Origin of the sequence: Stappia sp. MMSF_3263 (genome assembly GCF_030733745.1) — a bacterium.
Lineage (GTDB): Bacteria > Pseudomonadota > Alphaproteobacteria > Rhizobiales > Stappiaceae > Stappia.
Genome location: NZ_JASHIK010000002.1, coordinates 159,585 through 179,481, shown reverse-complemented (window position 1 = coordinate 179,481; position 19,897 = coordinate 159,585). Strand labels below are relative to the sequence as shown.

Here is a 19,897-nt window from a genome sequence, read left to right as displayed (position 1 = left end):
CGCGTTCACATCCAAATTATGACACCGGTTTGAAGGGTAAAAAAGCCTCGTGAAAACAATGCCTTGAATATCGCCTTGGGGAAACTTGGGGAAGCGGGTGGCCGGCTATGCCCGACAGCGCGACTTTTCGTTGATATAAGGGGGGCAGCCGAGTCGTGCGGGGGGCTGCGAAATGGTGCCGGACTATCTCGTCAATGCCTTCGCCACGCTGTTCGTGACCATCGATCCGGTCGGGCTGGCGCCGATGTTCCTGGCCGTCACGGCCGGGGCCACCGCGCAGACGCGCAAGCGCATCGCGATCCGCGCCACGCTGATCGGCGGCGGCATCCTTTTCCTCTTTCTGTTTGCCGGCAAGGGCGTTCTGGGCGTGCTTGGCATCTCCGTGCCGGCGTTCCAGATCGCCGGCGGGCTGCTGCTGCTGATCATCGCCATCGAGATGGTTTTCGAGAAGCGCAACCGGCGCAAGTCGGAGACGGCGGAAAAGGCCGTGGCCCATCAGGAAGAGCTGCATGACGTTGCCGTCTTCCCGCTGGCGATCCCCCTGATCGCGGGCCCGGCGGCAATCAGCGCGGTCATCCTGCTGTCGTCCCAGGCCACCGACACGTTCTCGCTCGCCGGCCTTGTCGGCGTGATCCTGGTGATCATCGGCAGCTGTTTCGTCTCGTTCCTGCTCGCCGACCGGATCGAGCGGCTGATGGGCGACACTGCCGCCGTGGTGATCACTCGGCTTCTCGGAGTGCTGCTCGCCGCCTTGTCGATCCAGTTCATCGCCGACGGCGTGCGCGCCATGATCGCCGCCGGCTGAGCCTGTCTTTAGCGCGCAAGCGCCACGATCACGCTCCGGCCACCGAACCCGTGGACGCTGTCGCGCGCCCGGATCTCGACGCTCTGTATCGCGTCGGGGATCGTCACCCCGCTGAGCGTGCGCGTGAAGGGTTGTTCCTCCACATGGGGATGGGCCAGCACCCGTTCGCCAAGCACCGTGCCATCCGGTGCCAGCACCTGCCACAGGTCGGCATAGTGGTCCCAGCCTTCGTCCTCATGCGCCACCGTCACCTCGAACCGCCAGGTGCCGTCGCTCGCCTGTTCTGCCTTCGCGGCAAGCACGTCCGCCTCGCCGGCCTGCGCGGCGGAGACAAAAAACCAAAAGCCCGCCGCCGCGAGACCGGCGAGGAGAGGGCGGATTGCACGGCCTGTCATCGTCATGTTGCCTCCTGCGGGTTGACCTCAAAGCCGGCAGTGCATACCGCCTGGAACGTCGATTTCCTGGCGCGGGAAGCGCACGGCCCCTTTCTGGAAGTCAATGATGAAGCCCCCGTTCGCCCATCCCCAGGTGCCGCTTCCGAAAAACTCGGAATAGGCATCGCATGATTTTCCAAGGTAGATGGTTTCCGTTCCGGTGACGATTTCCGTCGCGGCGCCCTGTCCCTTGAAGCGGGAAACCGGGTTCACGGACTGGAGAACGGCACCGTTGTTGTTGTCTGAATATCTGTATTGATGACCGTCTGCCGAAACATAAAGAAGATCGACCGCGAACGCCGGCGTCGCGATTGAAAGCGCAATGACGCTCCAAAGATATTTCACGTTGCCGCCTTTCGATTCTGGTTGTTCATTGCTTGATATGAGCGGCGGAACCCGCACAAGGGACGTGTATCCGACATGCCACCGGTGCCCGCAAGGCAGTGGGACGTTGGCGCCTCGGAAAGCCCGCGCATTTGCCGTGTCATCGCCATGTCGCCTCCAGCGGGTTGATCTTCCGGGGCTGAACGTCCTTCACTAGCGTCTGTCAGGCGCGGATGCGAGTCACGCCGCTTCACATCGGTGCGTTCCTCGAGCGCGTCGGCAGGCACAGCACAGGGAGAGGTCCGCATGGCGGCGACCGGTTCGAAGAAAGTCATCTACGCCGCTCTGGTCGGCAACGCGCTCATAGCCGTGACCAAGTTCTTTGCCGCCGCCTATACGGGCTCCTCGGCGATGCTGTCGGAGGGCATTCACTCGCTAGTTGACACGGGCAATCAGGGTCTCCTCCTGTATGGGTTGAAGAAATCCTCACAACAGGCGGATGAAAAACATCCTTTCGGATATGGCGTCGAGCTCTACTTCTGGGCCTTCGTGGTTGCGATCCTGATTTTCGCCGTCGGTTCGGGCATCTCCATCTACGAGGGGGTGCAGAAGATCCTGCATCCCCATCCGATCTCCTCTCCGATCATCGCCTATGTGGTGCTCGGGCTCGCCATCGTCTTCGAATCCGTTGCCTGGTGGATCGCCTACAAGGAGTTCAATCGCTCGCGCGGCAAGCGCGGCATCCTGCAGGCCGTGCGTGAAAGCAAGGACCCGGCGGTCTTCACCGTGCTGTTCGAGGACACCGCCGCCATGGCCGGCCTTCTCGTGGCGCTGGTCGGCCTCGCCTGCGTGCAGATATTCGACCTTCCCTGGCTGGACGGGGCCGCCTCCGTGGCCATCGGCCTGATCCTCGCCGCCACGGCTGCTTTCCTTGCCTACGAGACCAAGGGGCTGATCGTCGGGGAGGGCGCCGACCCGCAGGTCGTGGAGACCATCCGCGCCCTGGTCGAGGCAACGCCGACCGTCGATCGCATGAACGAGATCCGCACCCTGCATCGCGGCCCGCAGGATGTGCTGCTCGCCCTGTCGATCGATTTCGAGAACAACCTGACCGCCGGCAAGGTGGAGGAGGCGATCCACGCGCTGGAGATCGGCATCAAGGACCGGTTCCCGATCGTCCGCCGGGTCTTCATCGAGGTGCAGGCCAGCCATCATCACGACGAGATGCTGGCGGCCGAACGGCGCGCTCTGACCGGTACCCCGGACGGGGAGTGAATGGAGAAGTGAACGAGAGAGCGAACGGGGAGCAAACCGGGGCGGGAAGGGCTGAGCGTCTCCCCGGTTCGGGCACCTAGCGGGATTTACGCTCCCTGAAGTCTCTGAAAACGGCAAAGGCGACGCCTGCGTCTCGCAGGGCGTCGCCTTTTGCAGTCATGTCTTGCGGCCGGATCGTTTCCGGCGGTCCGTCTTACGAGTTGGCGGGAACGCGCTCCAGAACGGACGTGTTGGCGGCCGGCTGGCGGGCCTCGAAGGTTTCGAACCGCACCTGCCGCGTGCTGCCGTTGCCGCTGATCGCCGCGACGCAGGCCGGAGACCAGTTGCCCCAGCTTTCGCCGCTGCAAGCTCCCGGCAGTGCCGAGGCGATGCGGTCGGTCTTGGCGGCCACCACCGGTGCCTCGACAGCGCTGGCGGAAGCGGTGCGGATCGAGTGGGCGATGCTCACCATGCCGCCGAAAACCGCAAGGGCTGCGACGGTGGCGATCGCCAGGTCGCGGATGCGGTGGGTATGCTGTTCGTGCTCGTCATGAATGAAGGTCATTGTCGTCACGTCCCTGCTGGTTACCGTCTTTTGATGGGGCCAGAATGCCCCGGAACCGGCAAGGAAACCGTGACCTGCGTCACGATCCGGCGGATTGGGGCGAACCTGCCGGTTCGGCCGCGAGCGTGGGCATTGGCGCCGCTTCGGAGGCGGATCCCCCGCTGAAGCAGTCCGGATCCTCCTCGCGGAAAATGATGCCCTCGCATGCGGGCTCGATGGTCGAGGCGATGGCGCGGGACTGCGTCATCGCCGGTTGCTGCTCGAGCGCCTCGACGGAGGCTTCCACGTCCGAAAAGGCAACGCCGAGACTGAGCGTGGTGGCGAACACGGCGATGCCGGCGCCCCACATGGCTATCGGTAGCGACAGCTGATGAATTTTGTGAATCGTCATCATGGGCGTCATATGGGCTCTTTTGCAGCCCACGGCAATATCCCCACGCTTCAGAAAAGCGTGAACGGAGCGTGCTGATTTGGTGAACGATTGCAGGGAGTTAAATGATAGCCGGGCACAAAGAAACATAGCTGCCATGCGCTCTTTGCATGGCATTGGCCCAATGCTGCGCCAGTCCCCCGGCTGAACCCGATATCCCGCATATGGTGCGTGTCCGGCTTTTCTTCAACCGCGCCGCCATGCGGCAATGCGCATCCGCTGACGCTGTCCGGGAAACGATGAAACGTCCGGTGACCGGCGTGACGATGGTAAATGCCGGTCACCTTCGCGTGAACGGGTCCTGAAATTCGGGATTGGACCTGCCTGCCGACCGACAATCGGATCGACGCCGGTCCTTGCCGGCAAAGGAAAGGGGAAGAGCCCGGGGGACCGCAGGCGGAGACCGTGGATCGGTCGCGGTCGATGTGCGCTGCACAAAAACGTGACGGCGGGCCGGGGAACCCGCCGTCACGCTGTCTGGAGGTCCGAGGTCAGGTGTTTCGGATCACTCAGAAACGCGCATGCGCCGAAGTACCGTCGTTGTGCCTTCCGTCGAGGCGACGGTGGCATAGACGGGACCGGAGTTTGGCGCGAGAGCGCGGGCAAGCTCGTCGCAGCTCTTGGTGTCGGAGACGGTGGACGTGCCGCAGGCGACCTGCACCACCCTGGACAGGCGGTCGCCCTTCTTGGCTGCGATACTGTCCGTCGGCTGCAGGACAAAGCCGGCTGCCGCGACGACGATGGCTGCGGCGGCGAGGCCGCCAAGGCCCAAAGCTGCAATGCCACGCATGGACGCCTCCTTATGCTTATTGGCAACAGTCTAGCAGAAAACGCGGCATTGAGAAATAAGTTCCATCCCAGCGTCATTTTCGCAACACAGGCTCAATCCGATGCTTGTCTAGCCGCGACGGCCTCTGTACACACACGGAATGACTCGCACAGCGCTCTATCCGGGCTCCTTCGACCCGGTCACCAACGGCCATATCGACATCCTGCGACACGCGCTCGATCTTGCCGATCGCGTCGTGGTGGCGATCGGCGTCCATCCCGGCAAGGTGCCGATGTTCTCCTTCGAGGAGCGCGTCGCGATGATCGGCGAGGTCGCCCGCGCGGCGTTCGGCGCCGATGACGCGGCCCGCCTTGAGGTCGTCGCCTTCGACGATCTCGTCATCGAGACGGCCCGCCGCCAGGGTGCGGCCTTCCTGGTCCGGGGCCTGCGCGACGGCACCGATCTCGACTACGAGATGCAGATGGCCGGCATGAACCGCTCGCTCGCGCCGGAGGTCCAGACGGTGTTCCTGCCGGCCTCGCCCGAGGTCCGTCACATCACCGCCACCTTGGTGCGGCAGATCGCGAAGATGGGGGGCGACGTCCGCCATTTCGTGCCGGCGCATGTCGCCGACTGCCTGGCCCGGCGCCTCGCCGAAAAATCCTGACACCGCTTCATCCGTTCCGGGAGCCCCTCGTGATGACCCGATTGCTTTCCCTGATTTCGGCATTTTCCCTTGCCATGGTGCTCGCGCTGCCGGCCTCGCTCGGCACGGCCTCGGCGCAGCAGGCCGACGCCGAGAACACGCTTTATCTCGACCTGAAGGACGGCCGCGTCGTCATCCGGTTGCGCCCGGATCTGGCGCCCGCTCATGTCGAGCGCATCAAGACGCTGACCCGCCAGGGCTTTTACGACGGTATCGTCTTCCATCGGGTGATCGACGGCTTCATGGCCCAGACCGGCGACCCGACCGGCACCGGCATGGGCGGCTCCGAGTTGCCGGACCTCAAGGCGGAGTTTTCCGATGCGTCCTTCGCGCGCGGCACGCTCGGCATGGCCCGCTCGCAGAGCCCGAACAGCGCCAATTCGCAGTTTTTCATCATGTTCGCCGACGGCGACTGGCTGAACGGCCAGTACACGGTCTTCGGCGAGGTGGTCGAGGGCATGGAGTTCGTCGACGCGATCAAGCGCGGCGAGCCGGTCCAGGACCCGGACAAGATCGTCAGGCTGCAGGTTGCCGCCGACGCAAAGTGAACAGTGACGCAGGCGTTGACCGGGTGCGCCCGGACCGCGCCGCCCACCACCGAACAAGGAGACGCTCAGGTGGCTGACTATAAGGACGCAGAAAACACCCTGGTGATGGAGACCACCCAGGGTCAGGTTGTCATCGAGATGAGGCCTGACCTGGCCCCGGGCCATGTCGCCCGCATCAAGGAACTGGCGCGTGACGGCTTTTACGACGGCATCGTCTTCCACCGCGTGATCGAGGGCTTCATGGCGCAGACCGGCTGCCCCAAGGGCACCGGCACCGGCGGTTCCGGCAAGAAGCTTCCGGCCGAGTTCAACGCCGGCAAGCACTTGCGCGGCACCTGCTCGATGGCGCGCGCCCAGGATCCGAACTCCGGCGACAGCCAGTTCTTCATCTGCTTCGACAACGCTTCCTTCCTTGACGGCCAGTACACCGTCTGGGGTCAGGTCCTGTCGGGCATGGAGAATGTCGACAAGATCAAGCGCGGCGAGCCGGTGGTCAATCCGGACAAGATCGTCTCGCTGAAGGTCGCCGCCGACCTCGCCTGATTTCGCCGCCGGCCCTGGCCTGCGACTGAAAACGAAAAAAACCCGCGCTCTCCAATCGGTGAGCGCGGGTTTTGTTTATGGCCAGGCGCTTTGCCTTTCGTCCGGGTAGTCACCCCGCCACAGCGCGGGGCGGGTCACTGGTTTCCGGGGCGATGGCCGCGGGATCGCGGCTGGCGAGCGTCAGGCGCGTTCGGTGGTCACCCCGAGCCGCTTGTCGAGATAGGAGCCGCATTCGCCCATCAGCTCGTCCATGTGGTTCTCGAAGAAGTGGTTGGCGCCGGGAATGATCTTGTGATCGATCACGATGCCCTTTTGCGTCTTCAGCTTGTCGACCAGCGTCTGCACGTCCTTGTTCGGCACCACCTCGTCGGCATCGCCGTGGATGATGAGGCCGGAGGAGGGGCAGGGCGCCAGGAACGAGAAGTCGTGCAGGTTGGCGGGCGGCGCGGCCGAGATGAAGCCTTCCACCTCCGGGCGGCGCATCAAGAGCTGCATGCCGATCCAGGCGCCGAAGGAGAAACCGGCGATCCAGCACGAGCGCGCGTCGGGATGCACTGTCTGCACCCAGTCCAGCGCGGCCGCCGCATCGGAGAGTTCCCCCTGGCCGTGGTCGAAGGAGCCCTGGCTGCGACCGACGCCTCGGAAGTTGAAGCGCAGCACCGCGAAGCCGCGCTTCGCGAACATGTAGTACAGCTGATAGACGATCTGGTTGTTCATCGTCCCGCCGAACTGCGGATGCAGGTGCAGGATCAACGCGATCGGCGCCGTTCGCGATTTCGCCGGCTGAAAGCGGCCTTCGATCCGGCCGGCCGGACCGTTGAAAATCACTTCAGGCATGGACCACCTCGTGCATGGGGCTTCTGTTCCTTGTTTCTGGCCTTCGGGATCCGGACGGCGCATGTCGCGAAAACTCAGGGTTGCTGCCTGGCTCCGGCTTGACTCGGATGCCCCTGGTTCCTACAACTTCTTTAGAATCGTTCGAAAGTTGACGGCTTGCGCCGGGCTTCCTTCGGTTCAGGTGGGCGGTCTGTCGGATCAGCCTGTCCGGTCAGCGTGGTATATAGGCATGTCTTAAACCGATCTCCACGCGGAATTGCAAGGATTGCATCGCACAAGAGGGAAGCCGGGCGCGGTTTTCATGAATGGACCCGGCATTTCCGGGTTCCGGCGGAAATGGCACGTTTGACGATGACGGATGCAGGCAGGATCTATCTCGATCACAATGCGGGGGCGCCCTTGCGCCCGCGCGTGGCCGGGCTTGTCGGCGACCTGCTGACGCGTGTCGGCAATCCGTCCTCCGTCCATGGCGAGGGACGCGCCGCGCGCGCGCTGGTCGAGGCCGCGCGCGCCCAGGTCGCCGGGCTCTGCGGCGTGCCCGCGCCCCATGTCGCCTTCACCTCCGGTGCGACCGAGGCCAATGTCACCGCCCTGTCGCCGCTGTGGAAGGCGGGCAGGGGAGAGCGCCAGTTCACCCGTGTCCTGATCGGCGGCACCGAACATCCTTCGGTGACGGCCGGCGGCCGGTTTCCGGAAAGCCAGCGCGAGATCCTGCCGGTCGATAGCGACGGGGTCGTGGATGTCGCCGCGCTGGCCGCGCGGGTCCATGCGCTGTCAGTGGCCGGTGCGTTGCCGCTGGTCGCGATCCAGGCCGCCAACAGCGAAACCGGCGTGCTGCAGCCCCTCGCCGAGATCGCCCGGGTGCTTGACGGCACCAGCGCTATCCTTCATGTCGACGCGGTGCAGGCGGCCGGCCGCATCGCCATCGACATGGCCGGTTGGGGCGCCCACAGCCTTGCCCTTTCGGCCCACAAGATCGGCGGACCGCAGGGCGTCGGCGCCCTGGTTCTGCGCGATGCGGGTTTGCGCCCGGCGCCGCTTCTGACCGGCGGTGGCCAGGAAAACTGGAACCGTGCCGGCACGGAAAACGTTGCCGCCATCGCGGGTTTCGGCCTCGCTGCCGAACTCGTCGCAGCGGAAACCGGCTGCTGGGATGAAATTGCCACGTTTCGGGATGGTCTGGAACGTGCGCTTTGCCATATATGGAGCGACACCGTCGTCTTCGGGACCGGCGTGCCGCGTCTGGCCAACACAAGCTGTTTCGCCGTGCCCGGCGTTTCGGCGGAGACCGCGCTGATCGCCCTCGACCTTGCGGGCATCGCCGTGTCCTCGGGCTCCGCCTGTTCCAGCGGCAAGGTCGGCGTCTCGCCGGTCCTTACCGCGATGGGCGTATCGGCGGATTTGGCGCGCGGCGCCATCAGGGTCAGCCTTGGCCGCGACAACGGCGAGGCGGAGATCGAACGCTTTCTTGCCGCCTGGCGGCAGATTTCGGGACGGATCAGGCAGGCAGGCGCGGGACGCGCCGCCTGAGGGTCCGGACCATCACGACAGGGATGCGGCGATGCCGCCGCGCCCTTACATAGTGCGACAACCCGCGGTCCTTGACACCGCAGCGGATGGAGACACGCATGCCTGCAGTTCAGGAAACGATCGACCGCGTCCGGTCGATCGATGTGGATCAGTACAAGTACGGCTTCTTTACCGACATCGAGTCCGACAAGGCGCCCAAGGGCCTCAACGAGGACATCATCCGCTTCATCTCGGCCAAGAAGGACGAGCCGGAATGGATGCTGGAATGGCGGCTTGACGCCTATCGTCGCTGGCTCACGATGAGCGAGCCGACCTGGGCCCGCGTCAGCTATCCCAAGATCGACTTCAACGACATCTACTACTACTCCGCGCCGAAATCGGCGCCGGGGCCGAAGAGCCTCGACGAGGTCGATCCGGAGCTTCTCGCCACCTACGAGAAGCTCGGCATCCCGCTGCGCGAGCAGGAGATCCTGGCCGGCGTCGAGCCGAAGAACCGCGTCGCCGTCGACGCCGTCTTCGACAGCGTCTCGGTGGTCACCACCTTCAAGAAGGAACTTGCCGCCGCCGGCGTCATCTTCTGCTCCATCTCCGAGGCGATGCGCGAGCATCCCGACCTGGTGAAGAAGTATCTGGGCACCGTCGTGCCGGTCACCGACAATTACTACGCGACGCTGAATTCGGCGGTCTTCACCGACGGTTCCTTCGTCTACGTTCCCGAGGGCGTGCGCTGCCCGATGGAGCTGTCGACCTATTTCCGCATCAACGAGAAGAACACCGGCCAGTTCGAGCGCACGCTGATCATCGCCGAGAAGGGCGCCTACGTCTCCTATCTGGAGGGCTGCACGGCGCCGCAGCGCGACGAGAACCAGCTGCACGCGGCCGTGGTCGAGCTGATCGCGCTGGACGATGCGGAGATCAAGTACTCCACCGTCCAGAACTGGTTCCCGGGCGACAGCGAGGGCAAGGGCGGCATCTACAATTTCGTCACCAAGCGCGGCGACTGCCGGGGCAAGAATTCCAAGATCTCCTGGACCCAGGTCGAGACCGGTTCGGCGATCACCTGGAAATATCCGTCCTGTATCCTGCGCGGCGACAATTCGCGCGGCGAGTTCTACTCGATCGCAGTGTCCAACGGTCGTCAGCAGATCGACAGCGGCACCAAGATGATCCACCTGGGCAAGAACACGTCGAGCCGGATCATCTCCAAGGGCATTTCGGCGGGCAAGTCCGAGAACACCTATCGCGGCCTCGTCTCGGCCCATCGCAAGGCTTCCAACGCGCGCAATTTCACCCAGTGCGACAGCCTGCTGATCGGCCAGGACTGCGGTGCGCACACAGTGCCCTACATCGAATCGAAGAATTCGACCGCCGTGTTCGAGCACGAGGCGACCACCTCGAAGATCTCCGACGACCAGATGTTCTACTGCCAGCAGCGAGGCCTCTCTGACGAGGAAGCGGTGGCGCTGATCGTCAACGGCTTCGTCAAGGACGTCATCCAGCAGCTGCCGATGGAGTTCGCCGTCGAGGCGCAGAAGCTGATCTCGATCAGCCTCGAAGGTTCCGTCGGCTGACGGACGGTTCGTGATCGAGGAGAAACCGATGACGGCACGTGATGCAGCGGCTCTTTTCGGTCTGCTCGCGCTGCTGGCCGGCTCCGTGCCCGCCAGCGCCGATCATGTCGTCCTGAACGGCCGGGTTGTGGTCGACCAGAACGAGTTGATGCTCAACGTCTACCGGAATGACGGCTGTCCGGTGGCGATAGAGTTTCGTCGTTCGAACATCGTGGACGGCTACTACCAGTGCGAGGGCGACTGGGATTGGGACAACGTTCGCAAGATGACGCGCTACTACCGGGACCGGCTGAACAACGCCGGGGAAGTCGACTATTTCGACGTGGTCAACCAGATCCCGAACACCTGCAAGAAGCTGAAATACAACCCCGGAACGGGATGTTGAGGAGCGCGTTCGTTCTGCCGCCCCTCCAGCCGAACCACTGACGGATCGCGATGGCGATCAACAACACCGGATATACCTACAGGAAACCGAAATGCTTGAGATCAAGAACCTGCACGCCCGCATCGCCGACGACGGCACCGAGATCCTGCGCGGGATCGACCTTGTCGTGAAGCCGGGCGAAGTGCACGCCATCATGGGCCCGAACGGCTCCGGCAAGTCGACTCTCTCCTATATCCTCGCCGGCAAGACCGATTACGAGGTCACCGAAGGCGACATTCTCTACAATGGCGAGAGCCTTCTGGAGCTGTCGCCGGACGAGCGCGCCGCCGCCGGCCTCTTCCTCGCCTTCCAGTACCCGATCGAGATCCCGGGCGTGGCGACCATGACCTTCCTCAAGACCGCGCTCAACGCGCAGCGCAAGGCGCGTGGCGAGGGCGAGCTGTCGACGCCTGACTTCATGAAGCGCGTCAAGGACAAGGCCGCCAAGCTCCAGATCACCATGGACATGCTGAAGCGCCCGCTCAATGTCGGCTTCTCCGGCGGCGAGAAGAAGCGCTCGGAAATCCTCCAGATGGCGTTGCTCGAGCCTTCGCTCTGCGTTCTCGACGAGACCGATTCCGGCCTCGACATCGACGCGCTGAAGGTCGTTTCCGATGGCGTCAACGCGCTGCGTTCGCCCGAGCGCGCTTTCGTCGTCATCACCCACTATCAGCGCCTGCTCGACCACATCGTGCCGGACGTCGTTCACGTCCTGTCTAAGGGCCGCATCGTCAAGACCGGCGACAAGGACCTGGCGCTCGAGCTCGAGAAGAACGGCTATGCCGACTTCGTCGACGCGGCCGCGTGACAAGGCGGGGACCTGACATGACCATCGAACCGCGCGCACTTGAAACCCGCGCAGAAACCGAACTGACGGAAGCCTGGTACAAGGAGCGCGACGCGCTGCCGGGCAACGAGGCCGTCGCCGGCCGCCGCAAGGCTGCCTTCGACGCCTTCCGCCAGACGGGCCTGCCGCATCGCCGCGTCGAGGAATGGAAGTATTCCGACCTGCGCAACCGGCTGAAGAGCATCGCGCCCTTCGCCGCGCGACGTGACGAGGCGGGTGCCAAATCCGTTCTGGCCGGGCTCGACAACGTCTATGGCGACGTCGACCGCCACCGGCTGGTGATCGTCGACGGCCATTTCCATGCGGGCCTTTCCGACATGGCCGCGCTTGCCGCGGACGGCGCGCTCGCGCGTCCGCTCGCCGAGGCGCTGGCCGAAGCCGGCGAAGCGCTGATGGACCTTCCGGCGATTGCCACGAAGGACGCCGCCGTCGGCCTCAACGCCATCTTCTGCGCCGACGGGCTGGAACTCGTCGTTCCCGCCGGGGTCACCCTGTCGAAGCCGGTCGAGATCGTCCATGCGCTCGGCCAGGACGCGGCCAGCACCGCCGGACGGGTGGTGATCCGGGCAGGGGAAGGCGCCGAGGCCATCGTCCTGGAGACGTTCCTCGGCGGCACCGAGGGCACCTTCTCCAACACGCTGACCGACATTCGCGCCGCGGACGGGGCGAAGCTGACCGTGGCCCGCCTGCAGGCGGAGGCCGCCGGCACCACCCATGTCGGCACCGCCGTCGTCACGCTTGGCGCCAAGACCGCCGTCAAGGTGATCGGGGCTGGCATCGGCTCCGGCTTTGCCCGGCACCAGGCCTTCGTCGCCTTCACCGGCGAGCACGCCCGCGCCGACCTGCTGGGCATCACCATGGTGCGCAAGGGCCAGCATGTCGACCAGACGCTGGTGATCGACCATGCGGTGCCCAATTGCGACAGCCGGGAACTGTTCAAGACGGTTGTCGACGACGGCGCCAAGGGCATCTTCCAGGGCAAGATCATCGTCCGCCCGCACGCGCAGAAGACCGACGGCCAGATGATGACCCAGTCGCTTCTCCTGTCGGAAGACGCGGAGATGGCGCTGAAGCCGGAGCTGGAGATCTTCGCCGACGACGTCCAGTGCGCTCATGGCGCGACCAGTGGCGAGATCGACGAGGACCTTCTGTTCTATCTCCGTGCGCGCGGCATTCCGGAAAAGGAAGCCCGCACCCTGCTGGTGCTCGCCTTCCTCGCCGAGGCCGTCGAGGAAATCGGCGAGGAGGTCATTGTCGAGGCATTCGAGGCGCGCATCCGCGCCTGGCTCGACCAGGCCGCCTGATTTGGCATGCCCGGAAACGGGCCAGACTTCCCTCCGGAAGGGGACCGACATGACGCTGACCGCCAATCCCGACACGCTCGCCGCGCCCTATGACGTGACGGCCGTGCGCCGTGACTTTCCGATCCTCTCGCGCGAAGTCTACGGCAAGCCGCTCGTCTATCTGGACAATGGCGCGTCGGCGCAAAAGCCCCAGGCGGTGATCGATGCGGTGACGAAGGCTTATTCCCACGAATACGCCAATGTCCATCGCGGCCTGCACTACCTGTCGAACACCGCCACGGACAATTTCGAGGCGGCGCGCGAGACCGTGCGCCGCTTCCTCAACGCGCCTTCCGTCGACGAGGTGATCTTCACCCGCTCGACGACGGAGGCGATCAATCTCGTTTCCCAGACCTTTGGCGCCGAACGGATCGGGGAGGGCGACGAGATCGTGCTCTCGATCATGGAGCACCATTCCAACATCGTACCTTGGCACTTCCTGCGGGAACGGCAAGGCGCCGTGCTGAAATGGGTTCCTGTGCGCGAGGACGGCTCCTTCGACCTAGAGGCCTTCGAGGCGGCCCTGTCGCCGAGGACGAAGCTCGTCGCCATCACCCAGATGTCCAACGTGCTCGGCACCGTCGTGCCGGTCCGCGAGCTGTGCCAGATCGCCCATGCGCGCGGCATTCCGGTTCTGGTCGACGGCAGCCAGTCGGCGGTGCACATGCCCGTCGACGTGCAGGATCTGGGCTGCGACTTCTTCGTCTTCACCGGCCACAAGGTCTATGGCCCCTCCGGCATCGGCGCGCTGTGGGGCAAGATGGAACATCTGCAGCGGATGCGTCCGTTCAACGGCGGCGGCGAGATGATCCTCGATGTCACCGAGGACAACGTCACCTACAACAGCCCGCCGCACCGGTTTGAGGCCGGCACCCCGCCCATCGTCCAGGCGATCGGCCTTGCCGCCGCGCTCGACTACATGGACGGTATCGGCCGCGACCGCATCGCCGCGCATGAGGCCACCTTGCGCGACTATGCGCATCGGCAGCTGAAGCAGATCAACTCGATCCGCATCTTCGGCGAGGCCCCGGGCAAGGGCGCCATCGTCGCGTTCGAGATGAAGGGTGTGCACGCCCACGACGTGTCGATGATCATCGACCGCGAGGGCGTTGCGGTGCGCGCCGGCACCCATTGCGCGCAGCCCCTGCTCGCACGATATGGTGTAACATCGACATGCCGCGCCAGCTTCGGTCTGTACAACACGGTCGACGAGGTCGACCGCCTGGTCGAGGCGCTGCAAAAGGCCCACGATTTCTTCGCATGAGGGCGAGATGAGCGAACACACGACACTGCCGGCGGACGCGATGGCCGAAGAGCCTCAGGCCGAGATCGGGGCGGCCGGATCGGCCTTTACCGAGGACGAGCTGAAGAGCCTTACCGAGGATATCGTCGGGGCGCTGAAGACCGTCTACGACCCGGAAATCCCCTGCGACATCTACGAGCTCGGCCTGATCTACAAGGTCGATATCGAGGACGACCGCTCGGTGAAGATCGACATGACGCTGACCGCACCGGGCTGCCCGGTTGCCGGCGAAATGCCGGGCTGGGTCGAGAACGCGGTTGCCTCCGTCTCCGGCATCGGCCATGTCGATGTGCAGATGGTGTTCGATCCGCCCTGGACGCCCGAGCGCATGTCGGAAGAGGCGAAGGTCGCGCTCAACTGGTACTGAGCCGGTCCTGCCCCTATATTAGGGGTAACGAAGCGCCGCCGCGTGGCCGGGATCGGTGTCCGATCCGGCCCGGGACACGCGGCGAGCCCGGCACCTCAAATTCGGGAATTCGACACTCATGGCTTCCAGATTTCAGGTCCTGACACTCACCGATGCCGCCGCCGATCGCGTCCGCGAGATCATCGACAATGCCGCAACGCCCGCCCTCGGCCTTCGGGTCGGCATCAAGAAGGGCGGCTGCGCGGGCATGGAATACGACATGAGCCTCGTGGACGAGGCGCGTCCCGGCGACGATGTCATCGACGACAAGGGCGTGAAGATCTTCATCGAGCCCTCCGCCGCGCTCTTCCTTCTCGGTACCGAGATGGATCACGAGGTCTCCAAGTTCCGCTCGGGCTTCATCTTCAAGAACCCCAACGAGGTCTCCGCCTGCGGTTGCGGCGAATCCGTCAACCTGAAGGCGGCGGAAGGCGAGCCGCTTGGCGCCGGGGCCTCGCAAGGCTGAGACCGCGCCAAGCGGGGAAGGGGCCACTCCGCGCGCGTGCTCACGGCGCGGGTGGCCTGTATTTTATCGGGAAAAGATCGTCTGAAGCCGTTTCAGGCGAAACGGCGATGCTGCGTCACGTCCCGCTTGCGTGCCGTGCGGCTCACGCCACGCGGCTGTCTTCCTCGACATCCGGATCGGTCTCGCAGCGCACCAGGTTGCGCCCGGCCGCCTTCGCCGCGTAGAGCGCGCTGTCGGCGCGGCCGATCAGCGATTGCGTCGTGTCCGCCGGCTTGAAGGTCGAGACCCCGATGGAGATCGTGATCCGGCCGAGATTCTCGCCGGTCGAGCGCTTCACCAGTTCCTTCGACAGCACCGCGCGGCGGATATGCTCGGCCACGGTCACGGCCTGGCGCAGCGAGGTGTGCGGCAGCAGGATCGCGAATTCCTCGCCGCCATAGCGGCAGGCGACATCGTGGCCCTTGACGTTCTGCTTCACCGCGAGCGCGACGAGGCGCAACACCTGGTCGCCGGTCTGGTGGCCGTAAGTGTCGTTGAACTTCTTGAAATGGTCGATATCGGTCAAGAGCAGCGACAGCGGCTCCTGGCTCTCCGAGGCATCCTTCACCATCCGCTCGATCGTGTGGTCGAAATGCTTGCGGTTGCTGAGCGTCGTCAGCTCGTCGGTGAGCGATTCGTAGCGGATCGCCTCGAGGCTTTCCTGCAGATCCTCGATCTGCTTGCGCGATTCCACCAGCTGGTCTTCCAGCTGCTTGTTGGAATCGGCCGTGTTGTGCGTTGCCTTGAGCAGATGCGCGACCAGCTGCTTGAGCTGCTTGGGATCCCTGATGCTCTCCAGCTGCGCCTGGGCGCCGGCCAGGGACTGGCCGTATTCCGACACTGAATCCACGCTCTGGCCGAGAATGTCGACCATGTCGCGGATCTCGTCGGAGATCTTCTCGCCGACTTCGTCGATCCGGTCGCCGAGTTTCGTCGGGGACAGGAAGCTGTTGTAGATCTGCTGAAGCTGTTCGGTGGTGACTGATCCGTTCGTGCCGGCGATTTCGTTGACGGCCCGGTTCAGGGAATGGTTGAAACCTGCAGCGTAAGTGTACCAAAGCTCATAGAAACGAGGATATGCCGGAAGCGTGTTCTTCCGGATATACTTGAGCGCCGCGTCACCATAGACGATCGTCCGCTTGTGGTCGTCTTCCTGGGCCATGCAAGGTTCCACACGTATCGGTGACGTGCTGCAAGTCAATGCACGCGACCATCAAGAAATGTATGTCTGAGTGTATCTCATTGAACGCTTAAGGCACGGTTAAGCTTGTCGGAACGTTCCGTCAATGCGCCTCTTGCATTTCGCGTGCAGGGCGATTTCGGGGATGCCGAGGGCGCGAAAAAATCCCGCGGAAAATGGCGGTTTTCCGGCCTGTCTTCAATTGGACGGCAAGGAAGAATCCGTATTTTTGACGGCGGGCAATTTTTCGCCGGCGGCAGAAGTATACCGCCGGCATGGGCAAATGCTGCCTGTTTCCGTCCCGGATTGCGATGGCCGCACGGGAGGGATTCGTTCTTTCGAATCTATCTCGGTAGCCGGCCTTAGCCGGCCTTGGTCGGGCGGATGCCGCGCAGCAGGAAGGCCGGCACGTGGTCGCCGAGACCGATCACCGGCTCGTCGTCATTGCCGCCACGCCGCCGCTTGTTGTTGTCGCCACGCTTGTTGGCGTTGTTGCCCTCGTTGCCGGAAGCCGGCTTGCCGCCGCGCGCCCGGCGCGGGGCGGGGGCCGGAGCGGCCTTTGTCTCTTCGGCCGGAGCCGTCTCGGCCGCGGGTGCAGCGGGCTTGCGCTGGCGCGGCGCCCGGGTTGCGCGCTCCTTGCGGGCGGGCGGGGTCGCCTCGACGGCTTCCGCGATCTCGGCGGGGCTTGCTGCGGTCTCTGCATCGGCTGCCGGTGCATCCGTGGCCGTGGCGCGCTTGCTGCGGGTGCGGGTCGCGGCCCGGCTGCGGCCCTCGTCCTCGGCATCCTTGCCGCGTCCGCCGGAGCGGCCCTTGCCACCGCGTGCGGGAGCAGCGGCATCGCCGCCGCGTCCGCGACGGCCCTTGGCCTCGGCGGCTTCCGCCTCGAAGTCGATCTCGTTTTCCAGCCAGGGCAGCTTGCGCTCGATCAGCTTCTCGATAGCGCCCAGATATTTCTGGTCGCTGCCGGTGATGAGAGTGATCGCGACACCGCTGCGCCCGGCCCGGCCGGTGCGGCCGATGCGGTGGACGTAATCCTCGGCATGGGTCGGCACGTCGTAATTGTAGACATGGCTGACGGCGGGAATGTCGAGGCCGCGCGCCGCAACGTCGCTGGCGACAAGCAGCGTCAGCTCGTTCTTGCGAAACTGCTCCAGCGTCGCCATCCGCGAGCGCTGGTCCATGTCGCCATGCAGTGCGCCGACCGAGTAGTCGTGCCGCTGCAGCGAACGGAACACGGTCTGCACGTCGCGCTTGCGGTTGCAGAAGATGATGGCGTTGGTCAGGTTCTCGGCCTGGTCGATCATCTTGCGCAGCGTTGCGCGCTTGTCGAAATCCTTGGAGCCGGCGGCCACGACCTGCTGCGTCACCGTGTCGGCGGTGGAGGAGGTGCGGGCCACTTCCACGCGCGCCGGATTGTGCAGGAACGTGTCGACCAGGCGCTGGATCTCCGGGGGCATCGTCGCCGAGAAGAACAGGGTCTGGCGGGTCATCGGGATCAGTTTGCAGATCCGCTCGATGTCCGGAATGAAGCCCATGTCGAGCATGCGGTCCGCCTCGTCGATGACGAGGATGTCGACGCCCTGCAGCAGCAGCTTGCCGCGTTCGGTGTGGTCGAGCAGGCGCCCCGGCGTCGCGATCAGCACGTCGACGCCGCGATCCAGCTTCTTGTCCTGGTCACCGAAGGACGTGCCGCCGATCAACAGGGCAACGTTCAGCTTGTGGTTGACGCCGTACTTTTTGAAGTTTTCCTCGACCTGGGCGGCCAGCTCGCGCGTCGGCTCGAGAATGAGCGTGCGCGGCATTCGGGCCCGGGCGCGCCCCTTTTCCAGCAGCGTCAGCATCGGCAGGGTGAAGGATGCGGTCTTGCCGGTGCCGGTCTGGGCGAGCCCCAGCACGTCGCGCTTCTGCAGGACGTGCGGAATGGCGCCGACCTGAATGGCGGTGGGTTCGGTGTACCCGGCCGCTTCCACGGCGGCGAGCACTTTCTCGCTCAATCCAAGTGAGGAAAAGGACATATTACCTTGATGTTATGACAGGGAACATAGCCAGGTCCCGAGTTGGTGCTTCGGGCTCCGGCACTTTGGCGCGCACACTACAGTTTCAAAATAAAATGTCAACGATCCAAAGTCTCGCACGGGCCGTTGCCAAGAATTATCGCCATCATCGCTGGAGGCGGTGCGGCTCAGTTACTTGCCTGCTGAAATACGTAACCGGCTGCATTCTCGCCTTCGAGAAATAGCTCGTAAGTGGTTTCCGCTCCGTCCGCGCCGGCTATATCGACAAAGGCCAGCACGCCGTGTGCATCCTTTTCACTGCGTAGCGATGTGATCCGCCCGCCCGTTTCCGCCGCTTCCCCGACCTCCACGGCGGCCCCGCCGCGCAGGATGAACAACCGGTCGCGCCCCGCCTCGCGCGCCACCACGAAGCCGGTGCCGCTGCCATCCGGTCCGGCCAGCCGCGTCAGTCCAAGCAGGGACTCTGGCAGCGCCCCGACGAGATCGCCGACCGGATCGGCGGCAAGAGGCAGGCTCGCGCCCAGCACGAGGAGCGCGGCAATCGGGGCGGAGGGGAAGGGGATGCGCATCGGCGGGCGTCTCCTTGACGGGTCCGGCGGGAGCTGCGCGTGGGCAGGACTGCTCCGGTCGGAAGGGATGTTGCGGGCAACTCTATAACAAGCCGGAGGTGACCGGAACCGGGGGATTTTACCGGGTGTGACAACCGACCTTGCCCGCGGATGCCGTCGCAGGTCCTGTCACTGGCCCTTCATTGGCCCTGTCACCGGCCCCATCACCGGCACGGCCAGGTCGGTGCCCTCGTAGAACGCCCGGTAGTCGGCGGCGTAGCGGCGACGCAGGGCCAGCCGCAAGGCCGGATCGAGACCGCCCGTCAGCTCCGCGATGCGCTGCTCGCCGGCATCCGCGATCGCCGGCAGCGGACCGATGTCGGCATCGCTGCGCGCCGCCACCTCCCAGCGCAGTGCCTCCCAGTCGGTGTCCGCCGTCTCGTAGCGCAGCACCCGGGTGGGCAGCAGCCGGTTCTTGTGCGCCAGGATCGAGGTCTGGCTGCGATAGGCATTGGCGCTGCGCCAGTCCGGCGTGGCGCAGATGCGGGAGACGAACCGGGCAAAGTCGAGCCCGTTGACCAGAACCGGATCATGCTCCGAAGGCGGGATCACGCCGCGTTCCAGCTTGTCGAAACACGAGGCGGCCCGTGTCAGCGGATCGCGCACCACGGTGAAGACCAGTGCCTGCGGGTGCAGCCGCGTCAGTTGCCGTCCCGACAGAAGGGTCAGCCCGTCGGTCCAGGACGACAGGGTTCCGGTCGCGTAGCGGGGGCGTCCCGGCATGCCGGCCGGGGCGCCGGCGAGACGCAGCAATGCGGTTCGAATGCCTTCGCTGGCTGCGTTCGGACAGCGGCCAAAGGCCAGCCCGTGACCGGCCAGCACCAGGAAGCTGTGGTCGTGCAGGGGCCGCCTCCGGCGCAGGTAGGCATTGATGAGTGCCGTCAGCAAGGCACCGGCCTTTCCCGGTTGATAGGTCAGCGGCAGTGTGGACGGGGATGCCATCCGCGTTG

The 19,897-nt window shown here is 64.8% G+C and carries 23 protein-coding genes; 13 read left to right on the top strand and 10 right to left on the bottom strand.

Annotated elements, in window-relative coordinates:
* The first annotated feature begins 172 nt into the window (after positions 1-172).
* On the top strand, positions 173-805 hold the full coding sequence (locus RBB46_RS03660; protein ID WP_306027527.1) for a MarC family protein: 633 nt from the start codon (positions 173-175) through the stop codon (positions 803-805).
* An 8-nt stretch (positions 806-813) separates the two neighbouring features.
* Here the strand turns inward: RBB46_RS03660 and RBB46_RS03655 are convergent, their stop codons facing one another.
* Both RBB46_RS03655 and RBB46_RS03650 read right to left on the bottom strand, forming a co-directional pair.
* Positions 814-1,206: a hypothetical protein gene (locus RBB46_RS03655; RefSeq protein ID WP_336623131.1), complete on the bottom strand. Its 393-nt coding sequence runs from the start codon at positions 1,204-1,206 to the stop codon at positions 814-816.
* A 21-nt stretch (positions 1,207-1,227) separates the two neighbouring features.
* Positions 1,228-1,584, bottom strand: coding sequence for a hypothetical protein (locus tag RBB46_RS03650; protein WP_306027526.1), 357 nt, complete (start codon positions 1,582-1,584; stop codon positions 1,228-1,230).
* 285 nt (positions 1,585-1,869) lie between these two features.
* Between RBB46_RS03650 and RBB46_RS03645 the strand changes: the two genes are divergently transcribed.
* Complete coding sequence (locus tag RBB46_RS03645; protein WP_306027525.1) at positions 1,870-2,838, top strand: cation diffusion facilitator family transporter; 969 nt, start codon at positions 1,870-1,872, stop codon at positions 2,836-2,838.
* A gap of 193 nt (positions 2,839-3,031) precedes the next feature.
* Here RBB46_RS03645 and RBB46_RS03640 read toward each other — a convergent pair whose 3' ends face one another.
* The 3 genes from RBB46_RS03640 to RBB46_RS03630 form a co-directional block, all read right to left on the bottom strand.
* A complete protein-coding gene (locus tag RBB46_RS03640; RefSeq protein ID WP_306027524.1) occupies positions 3,032-3,382 on the bottom strand; it encodes a hypothetical protein in 351 nt (116 codons plus the stop codon).
* Positions 3,383-3,461: 79 nt separating this feature from the next.
* Positions 3,462-3,773: a hypothetical protein gene (locus RBB46_RS03635; RefSeq protein WP_306027523.1), complete on the bottom strand. Its 312-nt coding sequence runs from the start codon at positions 3,771-3,773 to the stop codon at positions 3,462-3,464.
* Between the two features lie 544 nt (positions 3,774-4,317).
* Positions 4,318-4,602 (bottom strand): hypothetical protein, encoded by a 285-nt coding sequence (locus RBB46_RS03630; RefSeq protein ID WP_306027522.1) that lies wholly within the window; start codon positions 4,600-4,602, stop codon positions 4,318-4,320.
* 139 nt (positions 4,603-4,741) lie between these two features.
* On the opposite strand from RBB46_RS03630, the gene coaD reads away from it, so the two are divergent.
* From coaD to RBB46_RS03615, 3 genes are all read left to right on the top strand, one after another.
* The gene (gene coaD / locus RBB46_RS03625; protein WP_306027521.1) at positions 4,742-5,248 is read left to right on the top strand and encodes a pantetheine-phosphate adenylyltransferase; all 507 of its coding nucleotides are present in this window, start codon (positions 4,742-4,744) and stop codon (positions 5,246-5,248) included.
* Between the two features lie 32 nt (positions 5,249-5,280).
* Positions 5,281-5,835: a peptidylprolyl isomerase gene (locus tag RBB46_RS03620; protein ID WP_306027520.1), complete on the top strand. Its 555-nt coding sequence runs from the start codon at positions 5,281-5,283 to the stop codon at positions 5,833-5,835.
* Positions 5,836-5,940: 105 nt separating this feature from the next.
* Positions 5,941-6,378, top strand: a complete 438-nt coding sequence (locus tag RBB46_RS03615; protein ID WP_306027718.1) for a peptidylprolyl isomerase — start codon at positions 5,941-5,943, stop codon at positions 6,376-6,378.
* A 180-nt stretch (positions 6,379-6,558) separates the two neighbouring features.
* Here the strand turns inward: RBB46_RS03615 and RBB46_RS03610 are convergent, their stop codons facing one another.
* Positions 6,559-7,215 carry an alpha/beta hydrolase gene (locus tag RBB46_RS03610; RefSeq protein WP_306027519.1) on the bottom strand — a complete coding sequence of 219 codons (657 nt, stop codon included), beginning with the start codon at positions 7,213-7,215 and terminating at the stop codon, positions 6,559-6,561.
* A 336-nt stretch (positions 7,216-7,551) separates the two neighbouring features.
* Between RBB46_RS03610 and RBB46_RS03605 the strand changes: the two genes are divergently transcribed.
* From RBB46_RS03605 to RBB46_RS03570, 8 genes are all read left to right on the top strand, one after another.
* Positions 7,552-8,745: a cysteine desulfurase family protein gene (locus tag RBB46_RS03605; protein ID WP_306027518.1), complete on the top strand. Its 1,194-nt coding sequence runs from the start codon at positions 7,552-7,554 to the stop codon at positions 8,743-8,745.
* Positions 8,746-8,843: 98 nt separating this feature from the next.
* The gene (gene sufB / locus RBB46_RS03600; RefSeq protein ID WP_306027517.1) at positions 8,844-10,316 is read left to right on the top strand and encodes a Fe-S cluster assembly protein SufB; all 1,473 of its coding nucleotides are present in this window, start codon (positions 8,844-8,846) and stop codon (positions 10,314-10,316) included.
* A gap of 28 nt (positions 10,317-10,344) precedes the next feature.
* Positions 10,345-10,701, top strand: coding sequence for a hypothetical protein (locus tag RBB46_RS03595; RefSeq protein ID WP_306027516.1), 357 nt, complete (start codon positions 10,345-10,347; stop codon positions 10,699-10,701).
* A 91-nt stretch (positions 10,702-10,792) separates the two neighbouring features.
* A complete protein-coding gene (sufC, locus tag RBB46_RS03590; RefSeq protein ID WP_306027515.1) occupies positions 10,793-11,548 on the top strand; it encodes a Fe-S cluster assembly ATPase SufC in 756 nt (251 codons plus the stop codon).
* A 17-nt stretch (positions 11,549-11,565) separates the two neighbouring features.
* Positions 11,566-12,891 carry a Fe-S cluster assembly protein SufD gene (sufD, locus tag RBB46_RS03585; RefSeq protein ID WP_306027514.1) on the top strand — a complete coding sequence of 442 codons (1,326 nt, stop codon included), beginning with the start codon at positions 11,566-11,568 and terminating at the stop codon, positions 12,889-12,891.
* Positions 12,892-12,940: 49 nt separating this feature from the next.
* Positions 12,941-14,194, top strand: coding sequence for a cysteine desulfurase (locus RBB46_RS03580; RefSeq protein ID WP_306027513.1), 1,254 nt, complete (start codon positions 12,941-12,943; stop codon positions 14,192-14,194).
* A gap of 40 nt (positions 14,195-14,234) precedes the next feature.
* Positions 14,235-14,600, top strand: coding sequence for an SUF system Fe-S cluster assembly protein (locus RBB46_RS03575; protein WP_306027717.1), 366 nt, complete (start codon positions 14,235-14,237; stop codon positions 14,598-14,600).
* A 118-nt stretch (positions 14,601-14,718) separates the two neighbouring features.
* Positions 14,719-15,105 (top strand): iron-sulfur cluster assembly accessory protein, encoded by a 387-nt coding sequence (locus RBB46_RS03570; RefSeq protein WP_306027512.1) that lies wholly within the window; start codon positions 14,719-14,721, stop codon positions 15,103-15,105.
* A 142-nt stretch (positions 15,106-15,247) separates the two neighbouring features.
* Here the strand turns inward: RBB46_RS03570 and RBB46_RS03565 are convergent, their stop codons facing one another.
* The 4 genes from RBB46_RS03565 to RBB46_RS03550 all read right to left on the bottom strand — a co-directional run bounded on the left by RBB46_RS03565 (position 15,248) and on the right by RBB46_RS03550 (position 19,889).
* Positions 15,248-16,306: a diguanylate cyclase gene (locus RBB46_RS03565; protein ID WP_306027511.1), complete on the bottom strand. Its 1,059-nt coding sequence runs from the start codon at positions 16,304-16,306 to the stop codon at positions 15,248-15,250.
* A gap of 380 nt (positions 16,307-16,686) precedes the next feature.
* Positions 16,687-18,339 carry a DEAD/DEAH box helicase gene (locus RBB46_RS03560; protein WP_306027510.1) on the bottom strand — a complete coding sequence of 551 codons (1,653 nt, stop codon included), beginning with the start codon at positions 18,337-18,339 and terminating at the stop codon, positions 16,687-16,689.
* A 167-nt stretch (positions 18,340-18,506) separates the two neighbouring features.
* The gene (locus tag RBB46_RS03555) at positions 18,507-18,908 is read right to left on the bottom strand and encodes a hypothetical protein (protein ID WP_306027509.1); all 402 of its coding nucleotides are present in this window, start codon (positions 18,906-18,908) and stop codon (positions 18,507-18,509) included.
* A 168-nt stretch (positions 18,909-19,076) separates the two neighbouring features.
* Complete coding sequence (locus RBB46_RS03550; protein ID WP_306027508.1) at positions 19,077-19,889, bottom strand: sulfotransferase family 2 domain-containing protein; 813 nt, start codon at positions 19,887-19,889, stop codon at positions 19,077-19,079.
* Between the last annotated feature and the right edge of the window lie 8 nt (positions 19,890-19,897).

Bases quoted from the DNA above. Each gene is read 5' to 3' on its own strand.
- RBB46_RS03660 (WP_306027527.1), top strand. From the start codon at position 173: ATGGTGCCGGACTATCTCGTCAATGCCTTCGCCACGCTGTTCGTGACC.
- RBB46_RS03655 (WP_336623131.1), bottom strand. From the start codon at position 1,206: ATGACGATGACAGGCCGTGCAATCCGCCCTCTCCTCGCCGGTCTCGCG.
- RBB46_RS03645 (WP_306027525.1), top strand. From the start codon at position 1,870: ATGGCGGCGACCGGTTCGAAGAAAGTCATCTACGCCGCTCTGGTCGGC.
- RBB46_RS03640 (WP_306027524.1), bottom strand. From the start codon at position 3,382: ATGACCTTCATTCATGACGAGCACGAACAGCATACCCACCGCATCCGC.
- RBB46_RS03635 (WP_306027523.1), bottom strand. From the start codon at position 3,773: ATGACGATTCACAAAATTCATCAGCTGTCGCTACCGATAGCCATGTGG.
- RBB46_RS03630 (WP_306027522.1), bottom strand. From the start codon at position 4,602: ATGCGTGGCATTGCAGCTTTGGGCCTTGGCGGCCTCGCCGCCGCAGCC.
- coaD (WP_306027521.1), top strand. From the start codon at position 4,742: ATGACTCGCACAGCGCTCTATCCGGGCTCCTTCGACCCGGTCACCAAC.
- RBB46_RS03620 (WP_306027520.1), top strand. From the start codon at position 5,281: ATGACCCGATTGCTTTCCCTGATTTCGGCATTTTCCCTTGCCATGGTG.
- RBB46_RS03615 (WP_306027718.1), top strand. From the start codon at position 5,941: ATGGAGACCACCCAGGGTCAGGTTGTCATCGAGATGAGGCCTGACCTG.
- RBB46_RS03610 (WP_306027519.1), bottom strand. From the start codon at position 7,215: ATGCCTGAAGTGATTTTCAACGGTCCGGCCGGCCGGATCGAAGGCCGC.
- RBB46_RS03605 (WP_306027518.1), top strand. From the start codon at position 7,552: ATGGCACGTTTGACGATGACGGATGCAGGCAGGATCTATCTCGATCAC.
- sufB (WP_306027517.1), top strand. From the start codon at position 8,844: ATGCCTGCAGTTCAGGAAACGATCGACCGCGTCCGGTCGATCGATGTG.
- RBB46_RS03595 (WP_306027516.1), top strand. From the start codon at position 10,345: ATGACGGCACGTGATGCAGCGGCTCTTTTCGGTCTGCTCGCGCTGCTG.
- sufC (WP_306027515.1), top strand. From the start codon at position 10,793: ATGCTTGAGATCAAGAACCTGCACGCCCGCATCGCCGACGACGGCACC.
- sufD (WP_306027514.1), top strand. From the start codon at position 11,566: ATGACCATCGAACCGCGCGCACTTGAAACCCGCGCAGAAACCGAACTG.
- RBB46_RS03580 (WP_306027513.1), top strand. From the start codon at position 12,941: ATGACGCTGACCGCCAATCCCGACACGCTCGCCGCGCCCTATGACGTG.
- RBB46_RS03575 (WP_306027717.1), top strand. From the start codon at position 14,235: ATGGCCGAAGAGCCTCAGGCCGAGATCGGGGCGGCCGGATCGGCCTTT.
- RBB46_RS03570 (WP_306027512.1), top strand. From the start codon at position 14,719: ATGGCTTCCAGATTTCAGGTCCTGACACTCACCGATGCCGCCGCCGAT.
- RBB46_RS03565 (WP_306027511.1), bottom strand. From the start codon at position 16,306: ATGGCCCAGGAAGACGACCACAAGCGGACGATCGTCTATGGTGACGCG.
- RBB46_RS03560 (WP_306027510.1), bottom strand. From the start codon at position 18,339: ATGTCCTTTTCCTCACTTGGATTGAGCGAGAAAGTGCTCGCCGCCGTG.
- RBB46_RS03555 (WP_306027509.1), bottom strand. From the start codon at position 18,908: ATGCGCATCCCCTTCCCCTCCGCCCCGATTGCCGCGCTCCTCGTGCTG.
- RBB46_RS03550 (WP_306027508.1), bottom strand. From the start codon at position 19,889: ATGGCATCCCCGTCCACACTGCCGCTGACCTATCAACCGGGAAAGGCC.